This is a genomic window from Pseudomonas sp. AC136 (assembly GCF_979258585.1).
Map to the genome: position 1 here is coordinate 164168 of NZ_OZ409865.1, position 18615 is coordinate 182782.

Sequence of the window (18615 nt, forward strand, 5' to 3'; positions counted from 1 at the left end):
TTTTGTGGGTGGATTCCTTCGCGATCCTGTGGGAGCGACTTCAGTCGCGATCCCTGGAAAAGGTATCCCGGCGACGAACCGCATAACGGCCATCGCGACTGAAGTCGCTCCCACAGTTTAAAAGCCACGCGAAGTGCTGGCCGGGCGTTAGCGCCTTACCACAACCCAACCGTGTAACTCACAATCAACCGGTTCTCATCCAGGTCATTGCCAAAGTTCGACCGCGCTGTGGCGTTGCGCCATTTCACGCCGAGGTTTTTCAACGGGCCGTCCTGGAACACGTAGGCGATGTCCATGTTGCGTTCCCATTCCTTGCCATCGTTGTCGCCGCCTGCACGCTCCACATCGTCGCCGTTCAGGTAGCGGGTCATAAACGTCAGGCCGGGAAGGCCGATGGCGGCGAAGTTGTAGTCGTAGCGCAGCTGCCAGGATTTTTCGTCTTTGTTGGCGAAGTCGCCGATCTGCACGTAGTTGACCAGGAACGGATCGGTGACGTTGACGTAGGCAAACCCGGTGTCGCCACTCATGCGTTGGTAACCGGCGCCAAAGGCGTGGCCACCGAGGCTGTAGGTGAACATGGCGCCCAGGGCGTTGTTATCGACATTACTGCTGCCGTCGTCGCGGGAGCGGGCGTAGCGGATGTCGGATTTCAGCGACTGTTTGTCCGCCAGCGGCAGCACATGGGTGAGGTTGACGATGTGCTGTTTATAGAACTCGTCCAGGTTGCCGTAGCTGTAGGCGGTGGTGAGCTGGTCGTTCCATTTGTAGCTGCCAGAGGCGAAGTTGAATTCATCGCTGGTCAGCCCGGCCGTGGCGACGATGTTGCGCCGGCCGCCGCCGTTGATGACCATTTCTTCGTAGTCGGACGAGTCGCGGTAGTTCACCCGCTTCAGTTGGCCGGCATCCAGGGTCAGGTTGTCGATATCCAGCGAGTTGAGCTGGCCGCCTTGGAAAATCTGCGGCAGCAGGCGCGAGTCGTTGGCTTGCAACACCGGCACCTTGGGCATCAGCGCGCCGACTTTCAACGTGGTTTTCGAGGCTTTCAGTTTTGCCGTGACGCCCAGGTCGCCGTAGGTGTCTTGCGCCTCGCCGGTGTCGCGGTCTACTTGCAACAGGCCGGTGCCGGTGCGGCCACGGCCGGAATCCAGTTTCACCCCCAGCGTGCCCAACGCGTCGACACCAACGCCAACAGTGCCGTCGGTATAGCCCGATTCATAGCGCAGCAAAAAGCCTTGCGCCCATTCTTCAGACTTACTGCGAAATTCGCCGGGTTTGCCCGTCACGCCCGGCGGGTTGGGGCTGCCATCCTGGCGATAGTCGCGGTTCATATAGAAGTTGCGCAGCTCCAGGCTGGCTTTGCTGTCTTTGATGAAGTCTGCATAGGCAAGCGTGGGAAGGGTTAGCGAAGTGCCAACGGTAGCCAGGGCTACAGCGTGGGCGAGGTGAGCTTTGCTCATTATTGTTTTCTCCTCGTGTGCGGATCGGTCGGTGGTGGTGTGACCGTTTTGTGACCGCGTGTGAATCTAAGCACGGGGAAATCGATAGCGCCTTTTAGACCTTAGTCGGCCGGGCGCCGGGGCCACATCGAGGCGCCGTTTCGTCCGCCCGCTAAGCCGCGTGCTAGGGCTTCCGCTATAGGGTTTTTCCCAAATGCGCGTAGGACCATCGGTCGGCCATGTGGCGAATTGCCCTCAACTTTTGGCAAACGGTGTCGTCAACCTTGCAGATGTCTCGTCGAGGAAAACGACCATGGCTACTTCATCTGCTGCTTTTCTGCCGACCAACCTGCGCACTGGAAATGTGGGCGCTTCGTCCGCTGGCGCCGGTGCCATCGATCCGCAGAAAACCTTGGCCAACCGTCTGGCCGACCGTTTGGGCCTCAAGCCCGGTGACCTGAACGACAAAGCCAGTAACTACACGCCCGACAAAGTGGCCGACCGCATTCTCGGCTTCGTGGAAGGCGGTATCAAAAGCAAAGCGGCCTCTGGCGCCGACAACGCCGAGCTGCAAGACATGCTTGAGCAGGCACGCAAAGGCATTGAAAAAGGCTTCGCTGAGGCGAAGAAAATTCTCGATGGGCTGGGTGTGCTGGGCGGCAAGGTCGCCGCCGACATCGAAGAAACCTACAGCAAAATTACCGCTGGCCTGGACAAGCTCGGCGAAAGCCTGGGCGTGCCTGCCAGCGGCACCCAACCGGGTGAAAGCACCTCGATCACCGGCGACTACAGCGACCGCAATTACCAAGCGCAGGCGCAGAGCTTTGACATGAGCCTGACCACGCTGGACGGCGACAAAGTACGCATTCTGGCCGCCAATGCGTCGTCCAGCGAGAGCACTAAATCTGCAGATGGCTCATCGACCAAAACCATGCAGGTGGCCGGCTATTCGGTGGAAGTGGACGGCGACCTGAACGAAGAAGAAATGGCCTCGCTGAAAGATTTGTTCAGCAAGGTTTCCGACATCTCCGACAAGTTCTATTCCGGCGATCTGCAAGGTGCCTTCGACCAAGCGGTGAAGCTGGATATCAACGGCACGCAACTGGCGAGCATGTCGCTGAACATGACCACCGCCAGCGTACGCGCCACCGAAACCTATGGCTCGGTGGCGGGCGGCAGTAAAGCCGGCGCCAGCAACAGTGCGCTCAACGATTACGCCAAGAGTTTGGTGGACGGTCTGCAGACGGCCAGCGGCTTGTCGGATAATCCGGCGAAGGTCATGTCCGACCTGCTCAAAGGCGCGTTCAGTCTGGATGATCGCTTCGACCAGGAAGATCTCGATAAGGCGCAAACGCTCAACGACCGCCTGCTTGACGGCCTCAAAGGCTTGATCACCCCGCAAGCGCAAAGCACCACCGCGACCGCCGCTGCCAGCGGTCAGTGAGTGGGCTAAACTGCGCCTCATCTTTTTGCTTGAGGCGCAGTCATGCTTCCCGAATGCCAACTCTTCGGCACCCTGGGCTGTCACCTATGTGAGGTGGCCGAGGCGTTGCTGATGCCGTTTGTTGAACACGGTTTGCTGGTTGAACTGGTCGACATCGGTGAAGACGAAACGCAGGTGGAAACCTACGGCCTGCGCATTCCGGTGCTGCGCCGCTGCGACACCGGTGCGGAGTTGAACTGGCCGTTCGATGCCGACCAGATTGTCGCCTTTCTTCAGTAAGCGTTAGTCGTCGCGCGACTCGCCGCGACGGCGAGGAGAGGCTGGCGTGTCCTGAAATACCTCGGCCACTTCGCAAGCCATTTTCTCGGTGGGCATCGGGCCGGCCACTTGCTCGCCAGCGGCCGAACACACCCACCAATTTCCGGCGCCGATCTGCTTGATCACATAACCGTTTACGGTTTTTTCCGCGCTCATTGTTTGCTCTCTTTTAAGAAGATGTGGGCTGGCTGCACAGCATCCAGTAAAGGCCAAAACGCGGCCAATAAAAAACCCGCCAAGAGGGCGGGTTTTTCAGGGATTGGTCGGAGAGACAGGATTCGAACCTGCGACCTTCTCGTCCCGAACGAGACGCGCTACCAAGCTGCGCTACACTCCGAATGAGGCCAGATTTTACTGAAAAAGTTTTAGTGCACAAGGGGTTAGGCGGAAATTTTTCTTGGCCGCGCTAGCCCCTTTTAGTCGGCTGGGCGCAGCCTTAGAGTTCTTTCACCGTGCGCACTTGGTCTTTGTTGACCTTGGTGCGCTTGCCGTCCAGTTGCTCGAATTCATAGAACCCGGAGTCGCTGTCGTACTCGGGTTGGTCAACGGTTTGAATCTCGCGACCGTCGTTCAAGGTGATCACTGACGGCGACGAACAGCCGGCAAGGGCAACAAGGCCAGCGGCTAAAACAAAGGCGGGGATGATCCGCTGATTCATAGTTATTCTCCGATGCGCGCAGACCGACGTCTGCGCAGGTGGTTCAGCTTTTTTCACGAAGCATGAGACGCAAGCGAAGCGGCCAAGTTCAGTAGCGCAGGCCAAGTTGTGGGAGCGACTTTAGTCGCGATGGCCTTTACTCGGTTTTCCAAGAGAACACCTTTCCAGTAATCGCTGTGACCTGCGCAGGTTCCGTAGGAGCGAGCTTGCTCGCGAAGCTGTTCACGATCACACGCTTCGCGAGCAAGCTCGCTCCTACGAGTGTCCGGAACTTGCCTGGCGTTCTGTGTGGGCCAGCAACTCCGGCGTATTCAAATTCGCCAAACGCCCATCGTCTTCCGCCAAATCCAAATACACCGCGCCCTGCAATTCAAACGCCTGCCGGGGACTGCGCTTGCCGGCTTGCCAGGCCTGGTCAACACCAGCGGCGATGGAGGTGGGCACCACGCTGAACAGCGGTTCCCATTGCGCGCCGCGACGCAGCATCAGCGGCTTTTGTTGCTGATGCGCGGCGGCACGCATGGCTTCGATCAGCGCCAAATCAATCAGCGGCGCATCGCATGGCAACACCAACAACCAATCGTGTTTCGCCACCGCCAAACCCGCACGGATGCCGGCCAGCGGGCCGCAGAAATCAGCGTTGTCGTCACTCACCAGCCCATCGGCATAAGGCGCGTAGGAAGCGTGGTTGCGGTTGCAGGAAATAATCAGGTCGTCCGTGAGCGGCCGGGTGAGGGCGTGCAAATGGGCGATCAATGGCTGGTTGCGCCAGTGCACCAGGCCCTTGTCTTGGCCGCCCATGCGCTGGCCACGGCCACCGGCTAACAGCAGAACGGAACAGGCGGGCAGGGTCGGCAAATCGGTCATGCAGGCTTCCGGCGCGAGAGAGGCGAGGGCTGTGATATAAACACCGACCTGCCTCCCCCACAACCGGATTTGAGCCTATGAACACCAAGGCTGATGCACCCTTTGTGCCCCTGAATATCGCCGTTCTCACCGTCAGCGACACCCGCTCGCTGGAAACCGACACCTCGGGTCAACTGTTTGTCGACCGCCTCACCGCTGCTGGCCATAACCTCGCCGCCCGCGTGCTGCTGAAAGACGACCTCTATAAAATTCGCGCCCAGGTCGCCACCTGGATTGCCGAAGACACGGTGCAAGTCGTGCTCATCACCGGCGGCACCGGCTTCACCGGTCGCGACAGCACGCCGGAAGCGGTGGCGTGTTTGCTGGACAAACAAGTCGATGGTTTTGGCGAGCTGTTCCGCCAGATATCCGTGCCGGATATCGGCACCTCCACCATTCAATCCCGCGCCCTCGCCGGGCTTGCCAACGGCACGTTGGTTTGCTGCCTGCCGGGCTCGACCAACGCCTGCCGCACCGGCTGGGACGGCATCCTCGCCGAACAGTTGGATAACCGTCACCGCCCATGCAATTTCGTGCCGCACCTCAAGCAAGCCGCGCCCTGCGAGACGCGCGGATGAGTGAGGGCAAACGCAGCGCGCTGCTGCCGGTCGAGCAGGCCCTGGAGCGCTTGCTGACGCTGGCCGAAACCACGCCCATCGCCGAAACCGAGCGCGTGGTGCTAGCAGACGCTCACGGTCGGGTGTTGGCCGAACCGTTGATCGCCACCCTGGATCTACCGCCCTGGCCCAACAGCGCTATGGACGGTTACGCCCTGCGCGTGGGTGATTGGCAGGGCGAGCCATTGCCCGTGAGCCAACGCATTTTCGCCGGCCAGGCGCCGCAACCGCTGCAGCTCGAAACCTGCGCGCGGATTTTCACCGGCGCACCGGTTCCCGCGGGTGCCGATGTGGTGGAAATGCAGGAAAACACCGAGGTGCTGGAAGACGGCCGCGTGCGTTTTACCGAGCCACTGAAAGTCGGCCAGAACATTCGCCCGCAAGGCCAGGAAACGCGGGTCGGCGAGACGGTTCTAGTCGCTGGCACGCGTTTGAACGCGATCAAACTCGGCCTGTGCGCCACCCTTGGCGTGGCGGAACTCAGCGTGGTTCGCCGTCCTCGTGTGGCCGTGTTGTCGACCGGCGATGAACTGATCGAGCCCGGCCAGCCCCTTGGCCCTGGGCAAATCTACAACAGCAACCGCACGTTGCTTTGCCAATGGTTACGGCAGGTGGGTTGCGAGGTCGTGGACGGCGGCATTTTGCCGGACAACCTCGAGCAAACCCGCGAGCGCCTCGGCGGTTTTGACCGGGTGGACCTGATTCTCTCCACCGGTGGCGTGTCAGTGGGCGAGGCGGATTTCCTCGGCCATGCCCTGCGCGAAGAAGGCGAACTGACGCTGTGGAAATTGGCGATTAAACCGGGCAAGCCGCTGACGTTTGGCCATTTCCGTGGCGTGCCGGTGATTGGTCTGCCGGGTAATCCGGCGTCTACGCTGGTGACCTTTGCGCTGCTGGCGCGGCCGTATTTGCTGCGGCGTATGGGCGTGAGCGAAGTCACACCGCTGCGGTTTCCGGTGCCGGCCGGGTTTGTCTGGCGTACTGCCAGCGAGCGCCGCGAATATTTGCGGGCGCGGATTGAAGACGGCAGGGCGGTGCTTTACAGCAACCAAAGCTCGGGCGTGCTGCGCAGTGCGGCGTGGGCTGAAGGGCTGGTGGAAGTGCCAGAAGGGCAGACGTTGGGGGAAGGGGATAGCGTGAATTTTATTCCGTTGAGTGAAGTGTTGAATTAGAGGCGTGGGGATGACGGAGGTTTTTTCATCTATCACCGTCATCCTCGCGAATGCGGCGGTCCGACGATTCGGGATCCAGAGTCTTCCGCCGGGCAAAGCAATCGAGGCGATCGGCCATCCATTCCGTTGCGGGAAAGGTGGCGAATCCAGCACTGCACTCCGCTCCGAAACTCTGGATCCCGAATTGTCGGACCACCGCCTACGCGGGGATGACGGAGGTTTTTCATCCATCACTGTCATTCCCGCGCAGGCGGGAATCCAGAATCTCTCGCCGAACAAACCAACCGAAGCGATCGGCCATCCAATCCGATGCGGGAAAGGTGGCGAATCCAGCACTGCACTCCGCTCCGAAACTCTGGATCCCGAATTGTCGGACCACCGCCTACGCGGGGATGACGGAGGTTTTTCATCCATCACTGTCATTCCCGCGCAGGCGGGAATCCAGAATCTCTCGCCGGGTAAAGCAATCGAGGCGCTTGGTGATCTATTCCGACGCGGGAAATGTGGCGAACCCGGAACCGAACTCCGCTCAGAAACTCTGGATTCCCGCTTTCGCGGGAATGACGGTGGTGTCTGGAAAATCCTCCGTCATTCCCGCGCAGGCGGTGGTCCGACAATTCGGAATCCAGAATCTCAAGCCAGGCGAAGCAACTGAGCCAATCCGAAACCCCATCGAGCAGACGCACACCTCGTCCAACCCAACACCTACCCCCCCTTACGATGCCGCTCCCGATACTCCCCCGGCGTAATCCCCGTCCAGCCTTTAAAGCTGCGGTGAAACGACCGCGATTCGGTAAACCCCAGGTAATACGCAATGTCCTGCACCGGCAACGTACTGCGCGTCAGGTAGTGCTCAGCCAGTTCCTGTCGCAACTGGTCGAGAATCTCTTGATAGCTGGTGCCCGCCAATTGCAAATGCCGTTGCAGGGTGCGCACGGTCATGTCGAATTTTTCCGCCACCCGTTCTTTACGCGGTAGCCCATCCTTGAGCAGCAAACGCAGGGCGTTTTTCACCCGTAGCGGTAGCGGCTCGCCTTCGTCCAGCCCGGCCATCAGGGTCAGGGCGTGTTCTTCCAAGGTGCGCAGCAAGTTGGCATCGGCCTGGCGCAGCGGCACGTGGAGGTACTCCATCGGCACCAGCAGCGCATTAACCGGCTGTTCGAAGTGCACCGGGCAACCGAACACGCGTTCGTACTCGGCAAGCTCGGTACCTGGCGGCTGCGGATGCTCGAACCATACCGCCTGGGGCGAGCGGTCCATGTCGGCGATCCAGCGCGCGTAAAGCAGCCAGGACGTCAGCACGTTTTCGACCATATGCCGGCGAATATCGGCCGGCTGGTGCCGACAACTCCAAATCAGTCGCAAGTGGTCGCCCGCCGGTTCCAGGCGGCTGACGCCCATGTCGCCCACCAATTTTTCGTACGGCACGATGCGGCTCATGGCCTCGCCCAGCGTCGCGCAGTTCATGGTGATGTAGCCCAGCACGCTCCACGACCCCGGCTGAGTAAAGTGCCCGGCATGCAGCCCGAACAGCGGGTCGCCGGATTCGCGCAGCAAATGCGCTAGGAGTTTTTCGTGGGCTTCGCTGGGCAGACGCCGGCTGTTGTCGTCGAGGTCGCTGGCGGTGAGGCCGGCAGCGGCGAGCGCAGCGGCCGTGTCTACGCCCAGGTGCTCGGCGTGGCGCAGGTATTTGAGCAGGGCGGGAACGGAGGTGTAGCCAAGTGCTTGCATGGCGTTTTTCTTGTTCTGGGTGGACTGTCTTGATTGGCCACTTTGGCTGTCTTGTTTCGACAGTGACCTTCCCAAGCGGCTCGCTAGTATACGTACCCATAGAGCACGTCCGAAACTGGCACAAGGAGACAGCAATGCGGCGTTGGAACGGTTGGGGTGACGAGGCCACGGTGGTGGAGTTGCCGGCACATGGCGGCGCGTTTCTGGCTGAGTTGATCGGCCCCGGTCAGCCATTGCCGGATGCCACTCTGGCCCACGTGCTGGCCCAGGTGCCGGTCTCGCGCCTGGCCATTCACCCGTTGGTGAGCACCGATGCTGAAACCCGCGTGCGTCACGCCCGTGGCCAAAGCCTGCCGGACTGGCTGGCGATGCGCGAAGGGCGCTTCGAGGTGTTTCCCGATGGCGTCGCCTTCCCGGAAACCCCCGCGCAAATTCGCGAGCTGCTCGCCTGGGCTGCGGCCCAAGACGTGCTGGTTATCCCCTACGGCGGCGGCACCTCGGTGGCGGGGCATATCAATCCGCAAGCCGGCGACAAGCCGGTGCTCACCCTGTCGCTGGAGCGCATGAGTCGCCTGCTGGAGCTCGACGAGCAGAGCCTGATCGCCACTTTCGGCCCCGGCGCCAATGGCCCGCAGGTGGAAAGCCAGTTGCGCGCTCGCGGCTACACGCTCGGCCATTTTCCGCAGTCGTGGGAGCTCTCGACCCTCGGCGGTTGGGTGGCCAGCCGTTCCAGTGGCCAGCAGTCGTTGCGCTATGGGCGCATAGAGCAGCTGTTCGCCGGCGGAACGATGGAGACCTTTGCTGGCACCTTGCAGATTCCTACATTTCCAGCCTCGGCCGCCGGCCCGGATCTGCGCGAATTGGTGCTCGGGTCCGAAGGACGATTTGGCGTGATTTCCTCGGTGCAGGTGCGGGTCACCAAGCTGGCGGTCGACGAGAAATTCTATTCCGTATTTTTACCTTCGTGGCCGCAGGCGCTGGAGGCGATTCGCACCTTGGGGCAGGCGCGGGTGCCGCTGTCGATGCTGCGTTTGTCCAATGCCATCGAAACCAAAACCCAACTGGCCCTGGCCGGCCACCCCGAGCAGATCGCCTGGCTGGAGAAATACCTGGCCCTGCGCGGCGCGCGCGACGGCAAGTGCATGCTGACCTTTGGTGTCACCGGCAATCGCGCGCAGAACGCGCTGTCGTTGAAGCAGGCGAAAAAACTGCTGAAGGGTTTCGGTGGCGTGTTCACCGGCACCTTGCTTGGGAAGAAATGGGCAGAGGGGCGCTTTCGTTTCCCGTACCTGCGTGAGGGGTTGTGGCAGGCCGGGTATGCGGTAGACACGCTGGAAACGGCCACCGACTGGGCCAATGTGGACAGCCTGCTGAACAGAATCGAAGCCAGCCTGCGCGGCGGTCTGACGGACGAAGGCGAGCAGGTGCATGTGTTCACTCACTTGTCCCACGTGTACGGCGAAGGCTCGAGCATCTACACCACGTACGTGTTTCGCCCCGGTACCGACTACGCCACCACCCACGCGCGCTGGCAGAAGCTCAAGCATCTGGCCAGTAGCACCGTGGTGAATAACCGCGGCACCATCAGCCATCAACACGGCGTTGGCCGCGACCATGCGCCGTACTTGCCGGTGGAGAAGGGCGAGCTGGGCATCGCCGCGCTGCAGGCCATGGCTGATCATTTCGATCCGGACCAACGCCTTAATCCAGGTGTGTTGCTGAAATGACCGCCCCCCAGTGGAACGCCGCCTGGCGTGCCTCGGCGCTGGCGGAGCTGGCTGCGCGCGAGTGGGATGTGATTGTGGTCGGCGGCGGCATCAGTGGCGCTGGCATTTTGCGCGAGGCGGCGCGGCGCGGTTGGCGTTGCCTGCTGATTGAGCAGCGCGACTTTGCCTGGGGCACGTCCAGTCGTTCGTCGAAGATGGTCCACGGCGGACTGCGGTATATCGCCAAAGGCCAGTTCAAGCTGACCCGCGACTCCGTGCACGAGCGCCAACGGTTGCTGGGCGAGGCGCCAGGGTTGGTCGAGCCGCTTAGCTTTGTGATGCCCCATTACCACGGCCAATTTCCCGGCCCGAAGGTGTTCGGTGGCTTGCTGCGGGTGTACGACGCGCTGGCGGGCAAACGTAACCATCAGTTTTTTAGCAAAGCCGAGCTGAGCTACCTGGCGCCGGGTTTGAAGGACGACGCACTGCAAGGCGGCACACGGTTTTACGATGCCGTCACCGACGACGCCCGCCTGGTGATGCGCGTGCTTGGCGAAGCGCGGGCCGACGGCGCCGAAGCGCTCAATGGCCTGAAGGTGGTGGAGCTGAACCGCGCTGACGGCCGTGTGGTGGGCCTTACGGCTGAAGACAGCGAAAGCGGTCAGCGCTATCACTTCAAGGCCGGGATGGTGGCGCAGGCCACGGGCGCCTGGGCCGACCGTTTGCGCAGCACGCACACCGACGAGCACATCCGCCCGCTGCGCGGCAGTCACTTGCTGGTGCCGGCCTGGCGCTTGCCGGTGGCTCACGCGTTCAGCTTTATGCATGCCAGTGATCGGCGGCCGGTGTTTGTCTTTCCGTGGGAAGGCGCCACGGTCATTGGCACCACCGACCTCGACCACGCCGACGACATCGACCAGGAAGCCCGCATTAGCCAAGTCGAAGTGGACTACCTGCTCAGCGCCTGCGAGCAGCAGTTTCTCCAGGCCAACATTGGCGCAGCTGACGTGCTGTCGACGTGGGCCGGCGTGCGGCCGGTGGTTACCAGCGGCGCGGGCAGCCTGAAACCGTCGGATGAAAAACGCGAGCATGTGCTGTGGACCGAACCCGGCGCCGTGACGCTGGCCGGCGGCAAGCTCACCACCTTTCGCTTACTGGCTTTGGAAGTGCTCAACGCTTGCGCGCCGATGCTGGGCAAAACCGTCAGCGATAACGGCAGCGCCGTGTTTCGGCCGATGCCGAGCGTGATGCTGGCCGGGTTGGGCGCTATGCAACAGCGGCGCCTGGCGGGTCGCTACGGTTGCCAGTTGCCGTTGTTGCAGGCGCTGCTGGAACAGCTCGGGGTTGAAAGCGTCGGCGCCACCGACACGTTGTGGGCCGAATTGGCTTTCGCGGCGGAACACGAGTTGGTGCTGCACCTGGATGACTTGCTCCTGCGCCGCACGCGGCTGGGTTTGCTGCTGGCCAACGGCGGCGCCGCGTTTTTACCGCGCATTCAGCAGGTCTGCCAGGGGCGCCTCGGCTGGAGCGATGAGCGCTGGCAGCAGGAACAACAGCAGTACCTGAGCCTATGGCAGCGCTGCTACAGCCTGCCGGCAAAAGAACAATAAAGGCCCGAGCCATGAGCGAAAAAAGTTACCTGCTGGCCATCGATAACGGCACCCAGAGCGTGCGCGCCTTGCTGTTTGATTTGCAGGGCAATCTGCTCGGCAAGGGCAAGGTAGATTTGCAGGCGTATTACTCCACGCAACCCGGCTGGGCCGAGCAAGATCCCGAGTATTACTGGCACAGCCTGGGCGAAGCGTGTCGGCTGTTGTGGCAGCAAGTGGACATCGATAAAAGCCAGATCAAAGGCGTGTCGCTGACCACCCAGCGCGGCACCATCATTACCGTCGACGCCGCAGGCACGCCGTTGCGTCCGGCTATTCTCTGGCTCGACCAGCGCCGCGCCGAGGTTCGCGGCGCAATCAAGGGGCCGTGGGGCTGGCTGTTCAAGCTGATTCGCGAAGAGGCCACCGTTGATTACTTCCGCGCCCAGGCCGAGGTGAACTGGTTGGCGCAACAGGAGCCGGCCCTGTGGGCCAAAACCGACAAAGTGCTGCTGCTCTCCGGTTTCCTTACCCACCGTTTGTGCGGGAAGTTCGTTGATTCGGTGGCGTGCTGCGTGGGTTACCTGCCGTTCGATTACAAGCGCCTGAAGTGGGCCGGGCGCCGTGATTGGAAATGGCAGGCGATGCCGGTGCGCGAGCAGCAATTGCCGGAATTGGTGAAACCGGGCGAGCGCCTGGGCGTGATCAGTGCCGAGGCCAGCCGCCATACCGGCATTCCCGAAGGCCTGCCGCTGATTGCCGCTGGCGCCGATAAAGCCTGTGAGGTGCTGGGGGCGGGCGGGGTGGAGCCGAGTACGGCGTGTTTGTCGTATGGCACCACGGCGACCATCAACACCACGCGGCGCACTTACCTGGAAACGGTGCCGTTGATTCCGCCGTTTCCGGCAGCGATTCCCGATCACTTCAATACCGAGGTGATGATTTATCGCGGCTTCTGGATGGTCAGCTGGTTCAAGCAAGAGTTCGGCCTGCGCGAGATGCAGCGCGCCAAAGAGCTGGGCGTCGAGCCCGAGGCGTTGTTCGACGAACTGGTGAACAGCGTGCCGGCCGGCTCCATGGGCCTGATGTTGCAGCCGTACTGGACGCCCGGCATCCGCGAGCCGGGGCTGGAGGCCAAGGGCTCGATCATCGGTTTCGGCGACGTGCACACCCGCGCGCATATTTACCGCGCCATTCTCGAAGGGCTGGCGTATGCGCTGCGCCAGGGAAAGGAACAGATCGAGAAACGCTCGGGCAGCAAAATCACCCGTCTGCGCGTATCGGGCGGCGGTTCGCAAAGCGATGCGGCCATGCAGCTGACGGCAGATATTTTCGGCCTGCCCGCCGAGCGCCCGCACGTTTACGAAACCTCGGGGCTGGGCGCGGCCATCGATTGCGCCGTGGGGTTGGGCCTGCATTCGGACTTTCCCACCGCCATCGCTGCCATGACCCGCGTGGGTCGCGTGTTCGAGCCCAACCCGTCGGCGCAACGAATCTATGAACGCTTGTACCGCGAGGTGTACCAACGGATGTATAAGCAACTCAAACCGTTGTACCAAAGCATTCGCAGCATCACCGGCTACCCGTCCTAGGCGTGTCACAGCGACGTCGTCACGTCTGGGTGGCCTGGCGGGCCACTAAAGGATTAATTGATGAACGAGCGCAAAGCCTTACTGATTCTGCATGGCAAACAAGCCCTCAACGAAGACGTGCGCGCCGCCGTACAAGCCCAGCGCGATGCCGGCTGGGACTTGGCCGTACGCGTGACGTGGGAGGGCGGTGACGCCCAGCGTCTGGTCGGCGAGGCGCTGGCCGCCGGTTATCCAACGATCATCGCGGGCGGCGGCGACGGCACCCTGCGCGACGTGGCCGAAGCCATGGCCCTGGCCGACAGCGATGCCAGCCTGGCGCTGATGCCGCTGGGCACCGCCAATGATTTCGCCCGCGCCGCTGGCGTGCCGCTTTTGCCGCTCGAAGCGCTGGCACTGCTGGATGAGGAGGCGCTGCCCATTGATATGGGCGAGGTCGACGGGCAGCTATTCCTGAACATGGCCACGGGCGGCTTCGGTTCGAAAATCACCGCGAATACGCCGGAAGAACTCAAGCGCGTATTGGGCGGGGCGGCGTATTTGCTCACCGGGCTGACGCGGTTCTCGGATGTGCACGCCGCGTTCGGGCGCTTCAAAGGCCCGGACTTTTCCTGGGAAGGCGACTTTCTGGCCCTGGGCATCGGCAACGGTCGCCAGGCCGGCGGCGGCCATATGCTCTGCCCGCAGGCATGCGTGAACGATGGGCTGCTGGATATCTGCATCGTGCCGGCGCCACAGGATGTTGTCGGTACGTTGGGCACGCTGTTGTCGGGCGGCATTCTTGGGCTGGAGAGTGTGTCGATCAATGCGCGCCTGCCCTGGGTTGAAATCGAGGCGCCGGAAGGGCTCGACCTCAATCTGGATGGCGAACCGCTGGAAAGCCGCGCGCTGCGCTTCAATGCCCGGCCGGCGGCGTTGCGCGTGCACCTGCCGCCTGGTTCGCCGCTATTGGGCCAGGCACTGCTACCCTGATTAGAGGTCGTGGACGCGCCCGCCAAGGCAGCGCAGACTCGGCGCTGTGCTGGTGCTTGCAGTGATGGCACGGCATGATGGCACCCTTTGGCGCGGACACATTTCAGTTGTGTCACATGCAGCCGATAAGGTTGCAAGCAACAGCTAGACTCGACAGACACAACAGGAGCACAGCATGGCCGGCATTCTCGACTCAGTGGACCAACGCACCCAGCTAGTGGGTGAGAACCGCCTGGAAATTCTGATGTTCCGCCTGGCAGGCCGGCAGCTTTTCGCCATCAACGTGTTCAAGGTGCAGGAAGTTTTGCAAATGCCAAAACTGACCCTGATGCCGCACCGCCATCCGTTCGTGTGCGGCGTCGTCAGCCTGCGTGGCCAGACGCTTCCAGTCATCGACCTGTCCCAAGCCATCGGCATGCGCCCCATCGTGCCGGATGAGCGCAGCACCATCATCGTTACCGAATACAACCGCTCGGTTCAGGCGTTCCTGGTCGGCGGCGTTGACCGCATTCTCAACCTCAATTGGGATTCCATCCTGCCGCCGCCCGGTGGCGCCGGCCGCCAGCACTACCTGACGGCCATCACGAAAGTGGAAGAGCAGTTGGTGGAAATCATCGACGTGGAAAAAGTGCTGGCCGAAATCGTGCCGTACAACGCCACCATTACCGGCGACCGCCTCACCGACCCGGTGCTGGAAAAAGCCCGTGGCCGCGAAGTGCTGCTGGTCGATGACTCCAGCGTCGCCCTGGCGCAACTGCGCGATACCTTGTCCCAGCTCGGCCTCAAACTGCATGTGGCCACCGACGGGCTGAAAGGTCTTAATCAGCTGAAAAAGTGGGCCGACGAAGGTCACGTGATGACCGACAAGCTGCTGATGATCTTCACCGACGCCGAAATGCCGGAAATGGACGGCTACCGCCTCACCACCGAAATCCGCAGCGACCCGCGCCTGAAAGATCTGTACGTGGTGCTGCATACCTCGCTGTCGGGCAGCTTTAACGAAGCGATGGTGAAGAAAGTGGGCTGCGATAACTTCCTGTCCAAGTTTCAGCCGGACAAGTTGGTGGACGTCATTCGCGAGCGCTTGATGCTCGACGAGTAACGATTTGCTTCCAGGCGTGGCCAATCGCGGCTGAAGCCGCTCCCACAGTGACCGAGCTGTTTGTAGGAGCGGCTTCAGCCGCGATGCTTTTTGCCCCTTGAGCGCCACCCCACCCATTCCGTATAACGGTCGCCTGTGCCTTCTTTCAGGACCTCGTCATGCGTCTCTCCGCGCTCTACCGCTTTCCGTTGAAATCCGCCATTGGCGAAAGCTTGCCGCGCGCGCAGATCGATAGCATCGGCATGGTCGGCGACCGCCGTTGGATGTTGGTGGATGCCAGCAATGGGCGGTTTTTCACGCAGCGGGCGATGGCGCATATGTCGCAGCTCTCAGCGTTATGGAACGCCGAAGGCGGCCTGACGCTGAACGCCGAAGGTTTCCCCGCGCTGGATGTGCCGGTGCCCGACCCGGATGCTGATGTGCGCGGCGCGTTTATCTGGAGCGACAACATGGTGGTGCCGGATGCCGGCGACGAAGCGGCGGATTGGCTCAGTCGCTTTCTCGGCAAAGCCTGCCGCCTGGTGCATGTGCCAGTGGAACGCGCGCGGGATATTCCGGGCAGTCTCGGGCCAACGGAGAAAGTGGGTTTTCCCGATGGCTTTCCATTGCTGCTGATTGGTCAGGCTTCGTTGGACGATTTGTCTGCCCGTGTCGGCCGTCCGCTGGAGATGCTGCGCTTTCGCACCAATCTGGTGGTGGAAGGCAGCGAGCCCTATGCCGAAGACACTTGGAAACGCATCCGCATCGGCACCACAGAGTTCCGCGTGGTTAAAGGCTGCACCCGCTGCATCATGACCACCATCGACCCGCAAACCGGCCAACGCAGCCCGGACCGCGAGCCACTCACCACCCTGAAAACCTACCGCGAGCGCGAAGGCGAAGTGTATTTCGGGCAAAACCTGATTAATGAAGGGGCAGGGGAGATTGCGGTGGGGATGGATGTAGAGGTGTTGGAGTAGCCCGCGGCGCTTCGCTCGGGTTGGTTGGTTGCCTTCGAGATTCTGGATCCCCGCCTGCGCGGGGATGACGGCGTGGTGTTGGAGTGTAGGAGCGGCTTTAGCCGCGATGCTTTTGATTGAAAGAGCATCGCGGCTGAAGCCGCTCCTACAGGCGCGCCGATTTATTGATCGTCGAAGAACCGCTCATGCCAGTCCACTAGCGGCTGTGGCGCGTTGAGTTTGAAGCCGTAGATCACGGCGTACGACAGCACGTTTTGCACGTACTGGCGTGTCTCGTCGAACGGGATGGTTTCCACCCACACGTCATACGCCAAGTGGTTCGAGCCTTTCAGCCATTGGCGCACGCGCCCGGGACCGGCGTTGTAAGCGGCAGAGGCGAGGACGCGGTTGCCGTTGAATTGGCCATGTACCTGACTCAGGTACGCCGCGCCCAGTTGCACGTTTTTGTCCGGATCCAGCAATTGCTGCGGGGCAAACGGGATGCTGAATTTGCGCGCGGTTTCTTTGGCCGTGGCCGGCATCAGTTGCATCAGCCCGCTGGCGCCCACGCCGGAACGGGCGTCGTCCATAAACGCGCTTTCCTGGCGCGTAATCGCAAATACCCAACTCGAGTGCAGGCCGCGCACTTTGGCCTCGCGCACCAACGTATTGCGGTGCGCCATGGGGAATCGCACGTCCAGGTCGTCCCAGTACTGCGCCTGGCTGATGGTGCGAATGGCCGGGAAGTACCACTGTTTCTGATAGGCCAAACGCGCTTGCGCCACCAACTCGTCGCGGCTGAACAAGCGGCTGACGTGGTACCACTCGCGGCGCCCGTCGACGATCTGGCCGCGATCATGAAATTCCAGCGCACGGCGAATGCCCGGTGTGTTGCGCACTTTTTGCACGAGCTTCGGATCAAGCAGCAGCGGCTTGTTGGTCAACTGGTACGGCGTTTTCAACTGATCGGCGGCCATAAAGCCGTAGAAGTCGCGTTCTTTCGACACCGGTTGGTAAAGCACCAGCGCGCCGGGATTGTTTGGCTCGGCCAGTTGCTGGCTACGCGCCTGCCAGTAGCGCCAGCGGTTGGTGTTTGCCAAGTCGGCCGGCATACGACGAATCAGCTGGTTCGCTTCGCCCCAACGGCCCAGGCGCAGCAGCAGCCGCGCGCGCCATTCAGTGACGGTGTTGTCGCGCAGCTCCGGGTCGTATTGGGTCATGATCGGCAGGGCGCGATCGTCGAAGTTTTTCGCTAGGCTCAGGCCGATTTCGCGGGCGATGGCCACTTTTTCTTCCATCGAAAACGGCAAGCGCTGGGCGTAATCGTTAAGCAGGCTGATGGCTTTTTCCGGCTCTTGCTTGGCCAAACGGCGCAGGCCAATGCTGACCACATCGGCCATGGTCTGGCTGGGCGGGGCGAAGCGGCCAGTCTGGGTCAGCATGGTCGGCTTTTGCGCCACGTCGATCATCAGTTTGCCCTGGGGTGCAAGCGTGGTCAGCGTCTGGGTCAGGTGGGTGGCCAGGCTGTAATTACGGGCTTGCACGGCGAGCTTGAGGCGTTTCCAACGCATGGTTTCGGTGAGCTGGCCGGCGTTGGCCCACATGTTGAACAGCGGCTCGCAGGCGTCGGGCTGCGACTTGCCCACCAGCCAGAGTTTCTCCGCGCTGGCGTAGCCTTCGGCGGTCAGGCCATGGATGAGCTGGTACTGGCCGTTGAGGCAGTCCAGTTCGGTGAAGTTCATTTTCGGGTCGTAGTACTTAACGAACGGCTTCCAGTCGCCACGCTCCGCCAGCCAGCGCAACCAGCGCAGTTTCATCCAGTTGGCTTGCGGCAGGTCGCCATGCTCGGCCAGAAATTTCTCGATCTCGGCATTGCTGGCGCTTTTCAGCCGGGCGGTCAATTCGTCGTAGGCCAGGTATGGCTCAAGCGGATAGTCGGACAGGGCGTTGGCGTACATCCGATACGGGCCGCTGTCGCCTTTGGCGAGCGCGCGTTTGGCCTCGTCATAAAACAAGCGCTGCTGCGCCAGGCTGGTGGCCGCAGAGGCGGTGAGGGTGACCGAGGAGAGAAGCAGGCAGGAAAACAGGCAGAGCAGACGACCGCGCATGACACTTCCGAGCTGAAAATTCTGAAAGGCGCGCCGATGACTGGGCGCTCAAGTTGGGTAGCTTAGCCTTTTGCCGGGCGGTCGAGAAAGCGAAAGCACCATGAGCCTGTCGGGAGGTTTTGTGGGAGCGACTTCAGTCGCGATGCTTTTCCCAAGGCGTTTGCAGCAATCGCGGCTGAAGCCGCTCCCACAGAGACCGCTTGCGCAAAAAAATGCCACCCGGCCAGGGGCGCAACTCGGTAGAATGCGCGCCCAGTTTTGCCAACGCGAAAAGCGTGTGGCGAAGAGATTTCCAGCGGCTGTCGTGCATCGCGCCACGGCCGCAGCTA

Annotated in this window: 17 protein-coding genes and 1 tRNA gene; 11 read left to right on the forward strand and 7 right to left on the reverse strand. The window is 61.7% G+C overall.

All coding sequences use genetic code 11. From position 1 onward, the window contains the following. Positions 1-155: 155 nt before the first annotated feature. Entirely contained in the window at positions 156-1457 is a 1302-nt protein-coding gene (locus ACZZZU_RS00705; protein ID WP_122495369.1) for an OprD family porin, read from the reverse strand. A gap of 292 nt (positions 1458-1749) precedes the next feature. Between ACZZZU_RS00705 and ACZZZU_RS00710 the strand changes: the two genes are divergently transcribed. Then, positions 1750-2880 carry a DUF5610 domain-containing protein gene (locus ACZZZU_RS00710; protein ID WP_163016657.1) on the forward strand — a complete coding sequence of 377 codons (1131 nt, stop codon included), beginning with the start codon at positions 1750-1752 and terminating at the stop codon, positions 2878-2880. 42 nt (positions 2881-2922) lie between these two features. Next, entirely contained in the window at positions 2923-3159 is a 237-nt protein-coding gene (locus ACZZZU_RS00715; RefSeq protein ID WP_463382986.1) for a glutaredoxin family protein, read from the forward strand. A gap of 3 nt (positions 3160-3162) precedes the next feature. Here ACZZZU_RS00715 and ACZZZU_RS00720 read toward each other — a convergent pair whose 3' ends face one another. The 4 genes from ACZZZU_RS00720 to mobA all read right to left on the reverse strand — a co-directional run bounded on the left by ACZZZU_RS00720 (position 3163) and on the right by mobA (position 4723). Next, positions 3163-3354: a hypothetical protein gene (locus ACZZZU_RS00720; RefSeq protein WP_122450560.1), complete on the reverse strand. Its 192-nt coding sequence runs from the start codon at positions 3352-3354 to the stop codon at positions 3163-3165. A gap of 104 nt (positions 3355-3458) precedes the next feature. Next, a tRNA-Pro gene (locus ACZZZU_RS00725) sits at positions 3459-3535 on the reverse strand. Between the two features lie 99 nt (positions 3536-3634). Next, positions 3635-3856 carry a YgdI/YgdR family lipoprotein gene (locus ACZZZU_RS00730; protein WP_463382985.1) on the reverse strand — a complete coding sequence of 74 codons (222 nt, stop codon included), beginning with the start codon at positions 3854-3856 and terminating at the stop codon, positions 3635-3637. Between the two features lie 255 nt (positions 3857-4111). Next, the gene (mobA, locus tag ACZZZU_RS00735; RefSeq protein ID WP_463549411.1) at positions 4112-4723 is read right to left on the reverse strand and encodes a molybdenum cofactor guanylyltransferase MobA; all 612 of its coding nucleotides are present in this window, start codon (positions 4721-4723) and stop codon (positions 4112-4114) included. Between the two features lie 77 nt (positions 4724-4800). Here mobA and moaB point away from each other — a divergent pair, with 77 nt between their 5' ends. Genes moaB through ACZZZU_RS00750 form a run of 3 tightly spaced genes read left to right on the forward strand, consistent with a single transcriptional unit; the run spans position 4801 to position 7206 of the window. After that, positions 4801-5340, forward strand: a complete 540-nt coding sequence (moaB, locus tag ACZZZU_RS00740; RefSeq protein ID WP_122495379.1) for a molybdenum cofactor biosynthesis protein B — start codon at positions 4801-4803, stop codon at positions 5338-5340. Continuing rightward, complete coding sequence (locus ACZZZU_RS00745; RefSeq protein ID WP_463549412.1) at positions 5337-6551, forward strand: molybdopterin molybdotransferase MoeA; 1215 nt, start codon at positions 5337-5339, stop codon at positions 6549-6551. Before moaB ends, ACZZZU_RS00745 begins: the two co-directional genes overlap by 4 nt. A gap of 10 nt (positions 6552-6561) precedes the next feature. Then, positions 6562-7206, forward strand: a complete 645-nt coding sequence (locus tag ACZZZU_RS00750) for a hypothetical protein (RefSeq protein WP_463549413.1) — start codon at positions 6562-6564, stop codon at positions 7204-7206. A 50-nt stretch (positions 7207-7256) separates the two neighbouring features. Here the strand turns inward: ACZZZU_RS00750 and gliR are convergent, their stop codons facing one another. Beyond that, a complete protein-coding gene (gene gliR, locus ACZZZU_RS00755) occupies positions 7257-8282 on the reverse strand; it encodes an AraC family transcriptional regulator GliR (RefSeq protein ID WP_463549414.1) in 1026 nt (341 codons plus the stop codon). A gap of 134 nt (positions 8283-8416) precedes the next feature. Here gliR and ACZZZU_RS00760 point away from each other — a divergent pair, with 134 nt between their 5' ends. From ACZZZU_RS00760 to ACZZZU_RS00785, 6 genes are all read left to right on the forward strand, one after another. Beyond that, complete coding sequence (locus tag ACZZZU_RS00760; RefSeq protein ID WP_463549415.1) at positions 8417-10009, forward strand: FAD-binding oxidoreductase; 1593 nt, start codon at positions 8417-8419, stop codon at positions 10007-10009. Further along, positions 10006-11598 (forward strand): glycerol-3-phosphate dehydrogenase/oxidase, encoded by a 1593-nt coding sequence (locus ACZZZU_RS00765; RefSeq protein WP_463549416.1) that lies wholly within the window; start codon positions 10006-10008, stop codon positions 11596-11598. Before ACZZZU_RS00760 ends, ACZZZU_RS00765 begins: the two co-directional genes overlap by 4 nt. An 11-nt stretch (positions 11599-11609) precedes the next feature. Beyond that, the gene (locus tag ACZZZU_RS00770) at positions 11610-13169 is read left to right on the forward strand and encodes an FGGY-family carbohydrate kinase (RefSeq protein ID WP_463549417.1); all 1560 of its coding nucleotides are present in this window, start codon (positions 11610-11612) and stop codon (positions 13167-13169) included. A gap of 60 nt (positions 13170-13229) precedes the next feature. Continuing rightward, positions 13230-14138: a lipid kinase YegS gene (gene yegS / locus ACZZZU_RS00775; RefSeq protein ID WP_463382977.1), complete on the forward strand. Its 909-nt coding sequence runs from the start codon at positions 13230-13232 to the stop codon at positions 14136-14138. 175 nt (positions 14139-14313) lie between these two features. Further along, the gene (locus tag ACZZZU_RS00780; RefSeq protein ID WP_463382976.1) at positions 14314-15240 is read left to right on the forward strand and encodes a chemotaxis protein CheV; all 927 of its coding nucleotides are present in this window, start codon (positions 14314-14316) and stop codon (positions 15238-15240) included. Positions 15241-15398: 158 nt separating this feature from the next. Next, positions 15399-16199, forward strand: a complete 801-nt coding sequence (locus tag ACZZZU_RS00785; protein ID WP_463549418.1) for an MOSC domain-containing protein — start codon at positions 15399-15401, stop codon at positions 16197-16199. A gap of 161 nt (positions 16200-16360) precedes the next feature. Here ACZZZU_RS00785 and ACZZZU_RS00790 read toward each other — a convergent pair whose 3' ends face one another. Continuing rightward, positions 16361-18286: a transglycosylase SLT domain-containing protein gene (locus ACZZZU_RS00790; protein WP_463549419.1), complete on the reverse strand. Its 1926-nt coding sequence runs from the start codon at positions 18284-18286 to the stop codon at positions 16361-16363. Between the last annotated feature and the right edge of the window lie 329 nt (positions 18287-18615).

What these genes read in the sequence shown, in the direction of transcription:
- ACZZZU_RS00730 (WP_463382985.1), bottom strand. Translation starts at nt 3,856, where the DNA reads ATGAATCAGCGGATCATCCCCGCCTTTGTTTTAGCCGCTGGCCTTGTT.
- moaB (WP_122495379.1), top strand. Translation starts at nt 4,801, where the DNA reads ATGAACACCAAGGCTGATGCACCCTTTGTGCCCCTGAATATCGCCGTT.
- ACZZZU_RS00780 (WP_463382976.1), top strand. Translation starts at nt 14,314, where the DNA reads ATGGCCGGCATTCTCGACTCAGTGGACCAACGCACCCAGCTAGTGGGT.
- ACZZZU_RS00765 (WP_463549416.1), top strand. Translation starts at nt 10,006, where the DNA reads ATGACCGCCCCCCAGTGGAACGCCGCCTGGCGTGCCTCGGCGCTGGCG.
- ACZZZU_RS00745 (WP_463549412.1), top strand. Translation starts at nt 5,337, where the DNA reads ATGAGTGAGGGCAAACGCAGCGCGCTGCTGCCGGTCGAGCAGGCCCTG.
- ACZZZU_RS00715 (WP_463382986.1), top strand. Translation starts at nt 2,923, where the DNA reads ATGCTTCCCGAATGCCAACTCTTCGGCACCCTGGGCTGTCACCTATGT.
- ACZZZU_RS00710 (WP_163016657.1), top strand. Translation starts at nt 1,750, where the DNA reads ATGGCTACTTCATCTGCTGCTTTTCTGCCGACCAACCTGCGCACTGGA.
- yegS (WP_463382977.1), top strand. Translation starts at nt 13,230, where the DNA reads ATGAACGAGCGCAAAGCCTTACTGATTCTGCATGGCAAACAAGCCCTC.
- mobA (WP_463549411.1), bottom strand. Translation starts at nt 4,723, where the DNA reads ATGACCGATTTGCCGACCCTGCCCGCCTGTTCCGTTCTGCTGTTAGCC.
- ACZZZU_RS00720 (WP_122450560.1), bottom strand. Translation starts at nt 3,354, where the DNA reads ATGAGCGCGGAAAAAACCGTAAACGGTTATGTGATCAAGCAGATCGGC.
- ACZZZU_RS00770 (WP_463549417.1), top strand. Translation starts at nt 11,610, where the DNA reads ATGAGCGAAAAAAGTTACCTGCTGGCCATCGATAACGGCACCCAGAGC.
- ACZZZU_RS00705 (WP_122495369.1), bottom strand. Translation starts at nt 1,457, where the DNA reads ATGAGCAAAGCTCACCTCGCCCACGCTGTAGCCCTGGCTACCGTTGGC.
- gliR (WP_463549414.1), bottom strand. Translation starts at nt 8,282, where the DNA reads ATGCAAGCACTTGGCTACACCTCCGTTCCCGCCCTGCTCAAATACCTG.
- ACZZZU_RS00750 (WP_463549413.1), top strand. Translation starts at nt 6,562, where the DNA reads ATGACGGAGGTTTTTTCATCTATCACCGTCATCCTCGCGAATGCGGCG.
- ACZZZU_RS00785 (WP_463549418.1), top strand. Translation starts at nt 15,399, where the DNA reads ATGCGTCTCTCCGCGCTCTACCGCTTTCCGTTGAAATCCGCCATTGGC.
- ACZZZU_RS00760 (WP_463549415.1), top strand. Translation starts at nt 8,417, where the DNA reads ATGCGGCGTTGGAACGGTTGGGGTGACGAGGCCACGGTGGTGGAGTTG.
- ACZZZU_RS00790 (WP_463549419.1), bottom strand. Translation starts at nt 18,286, where the DNA reads ATGCGCGGTCGTCTGCTCTGCCTGTTTTCCTGCCTGCTTCTCTCCTCG.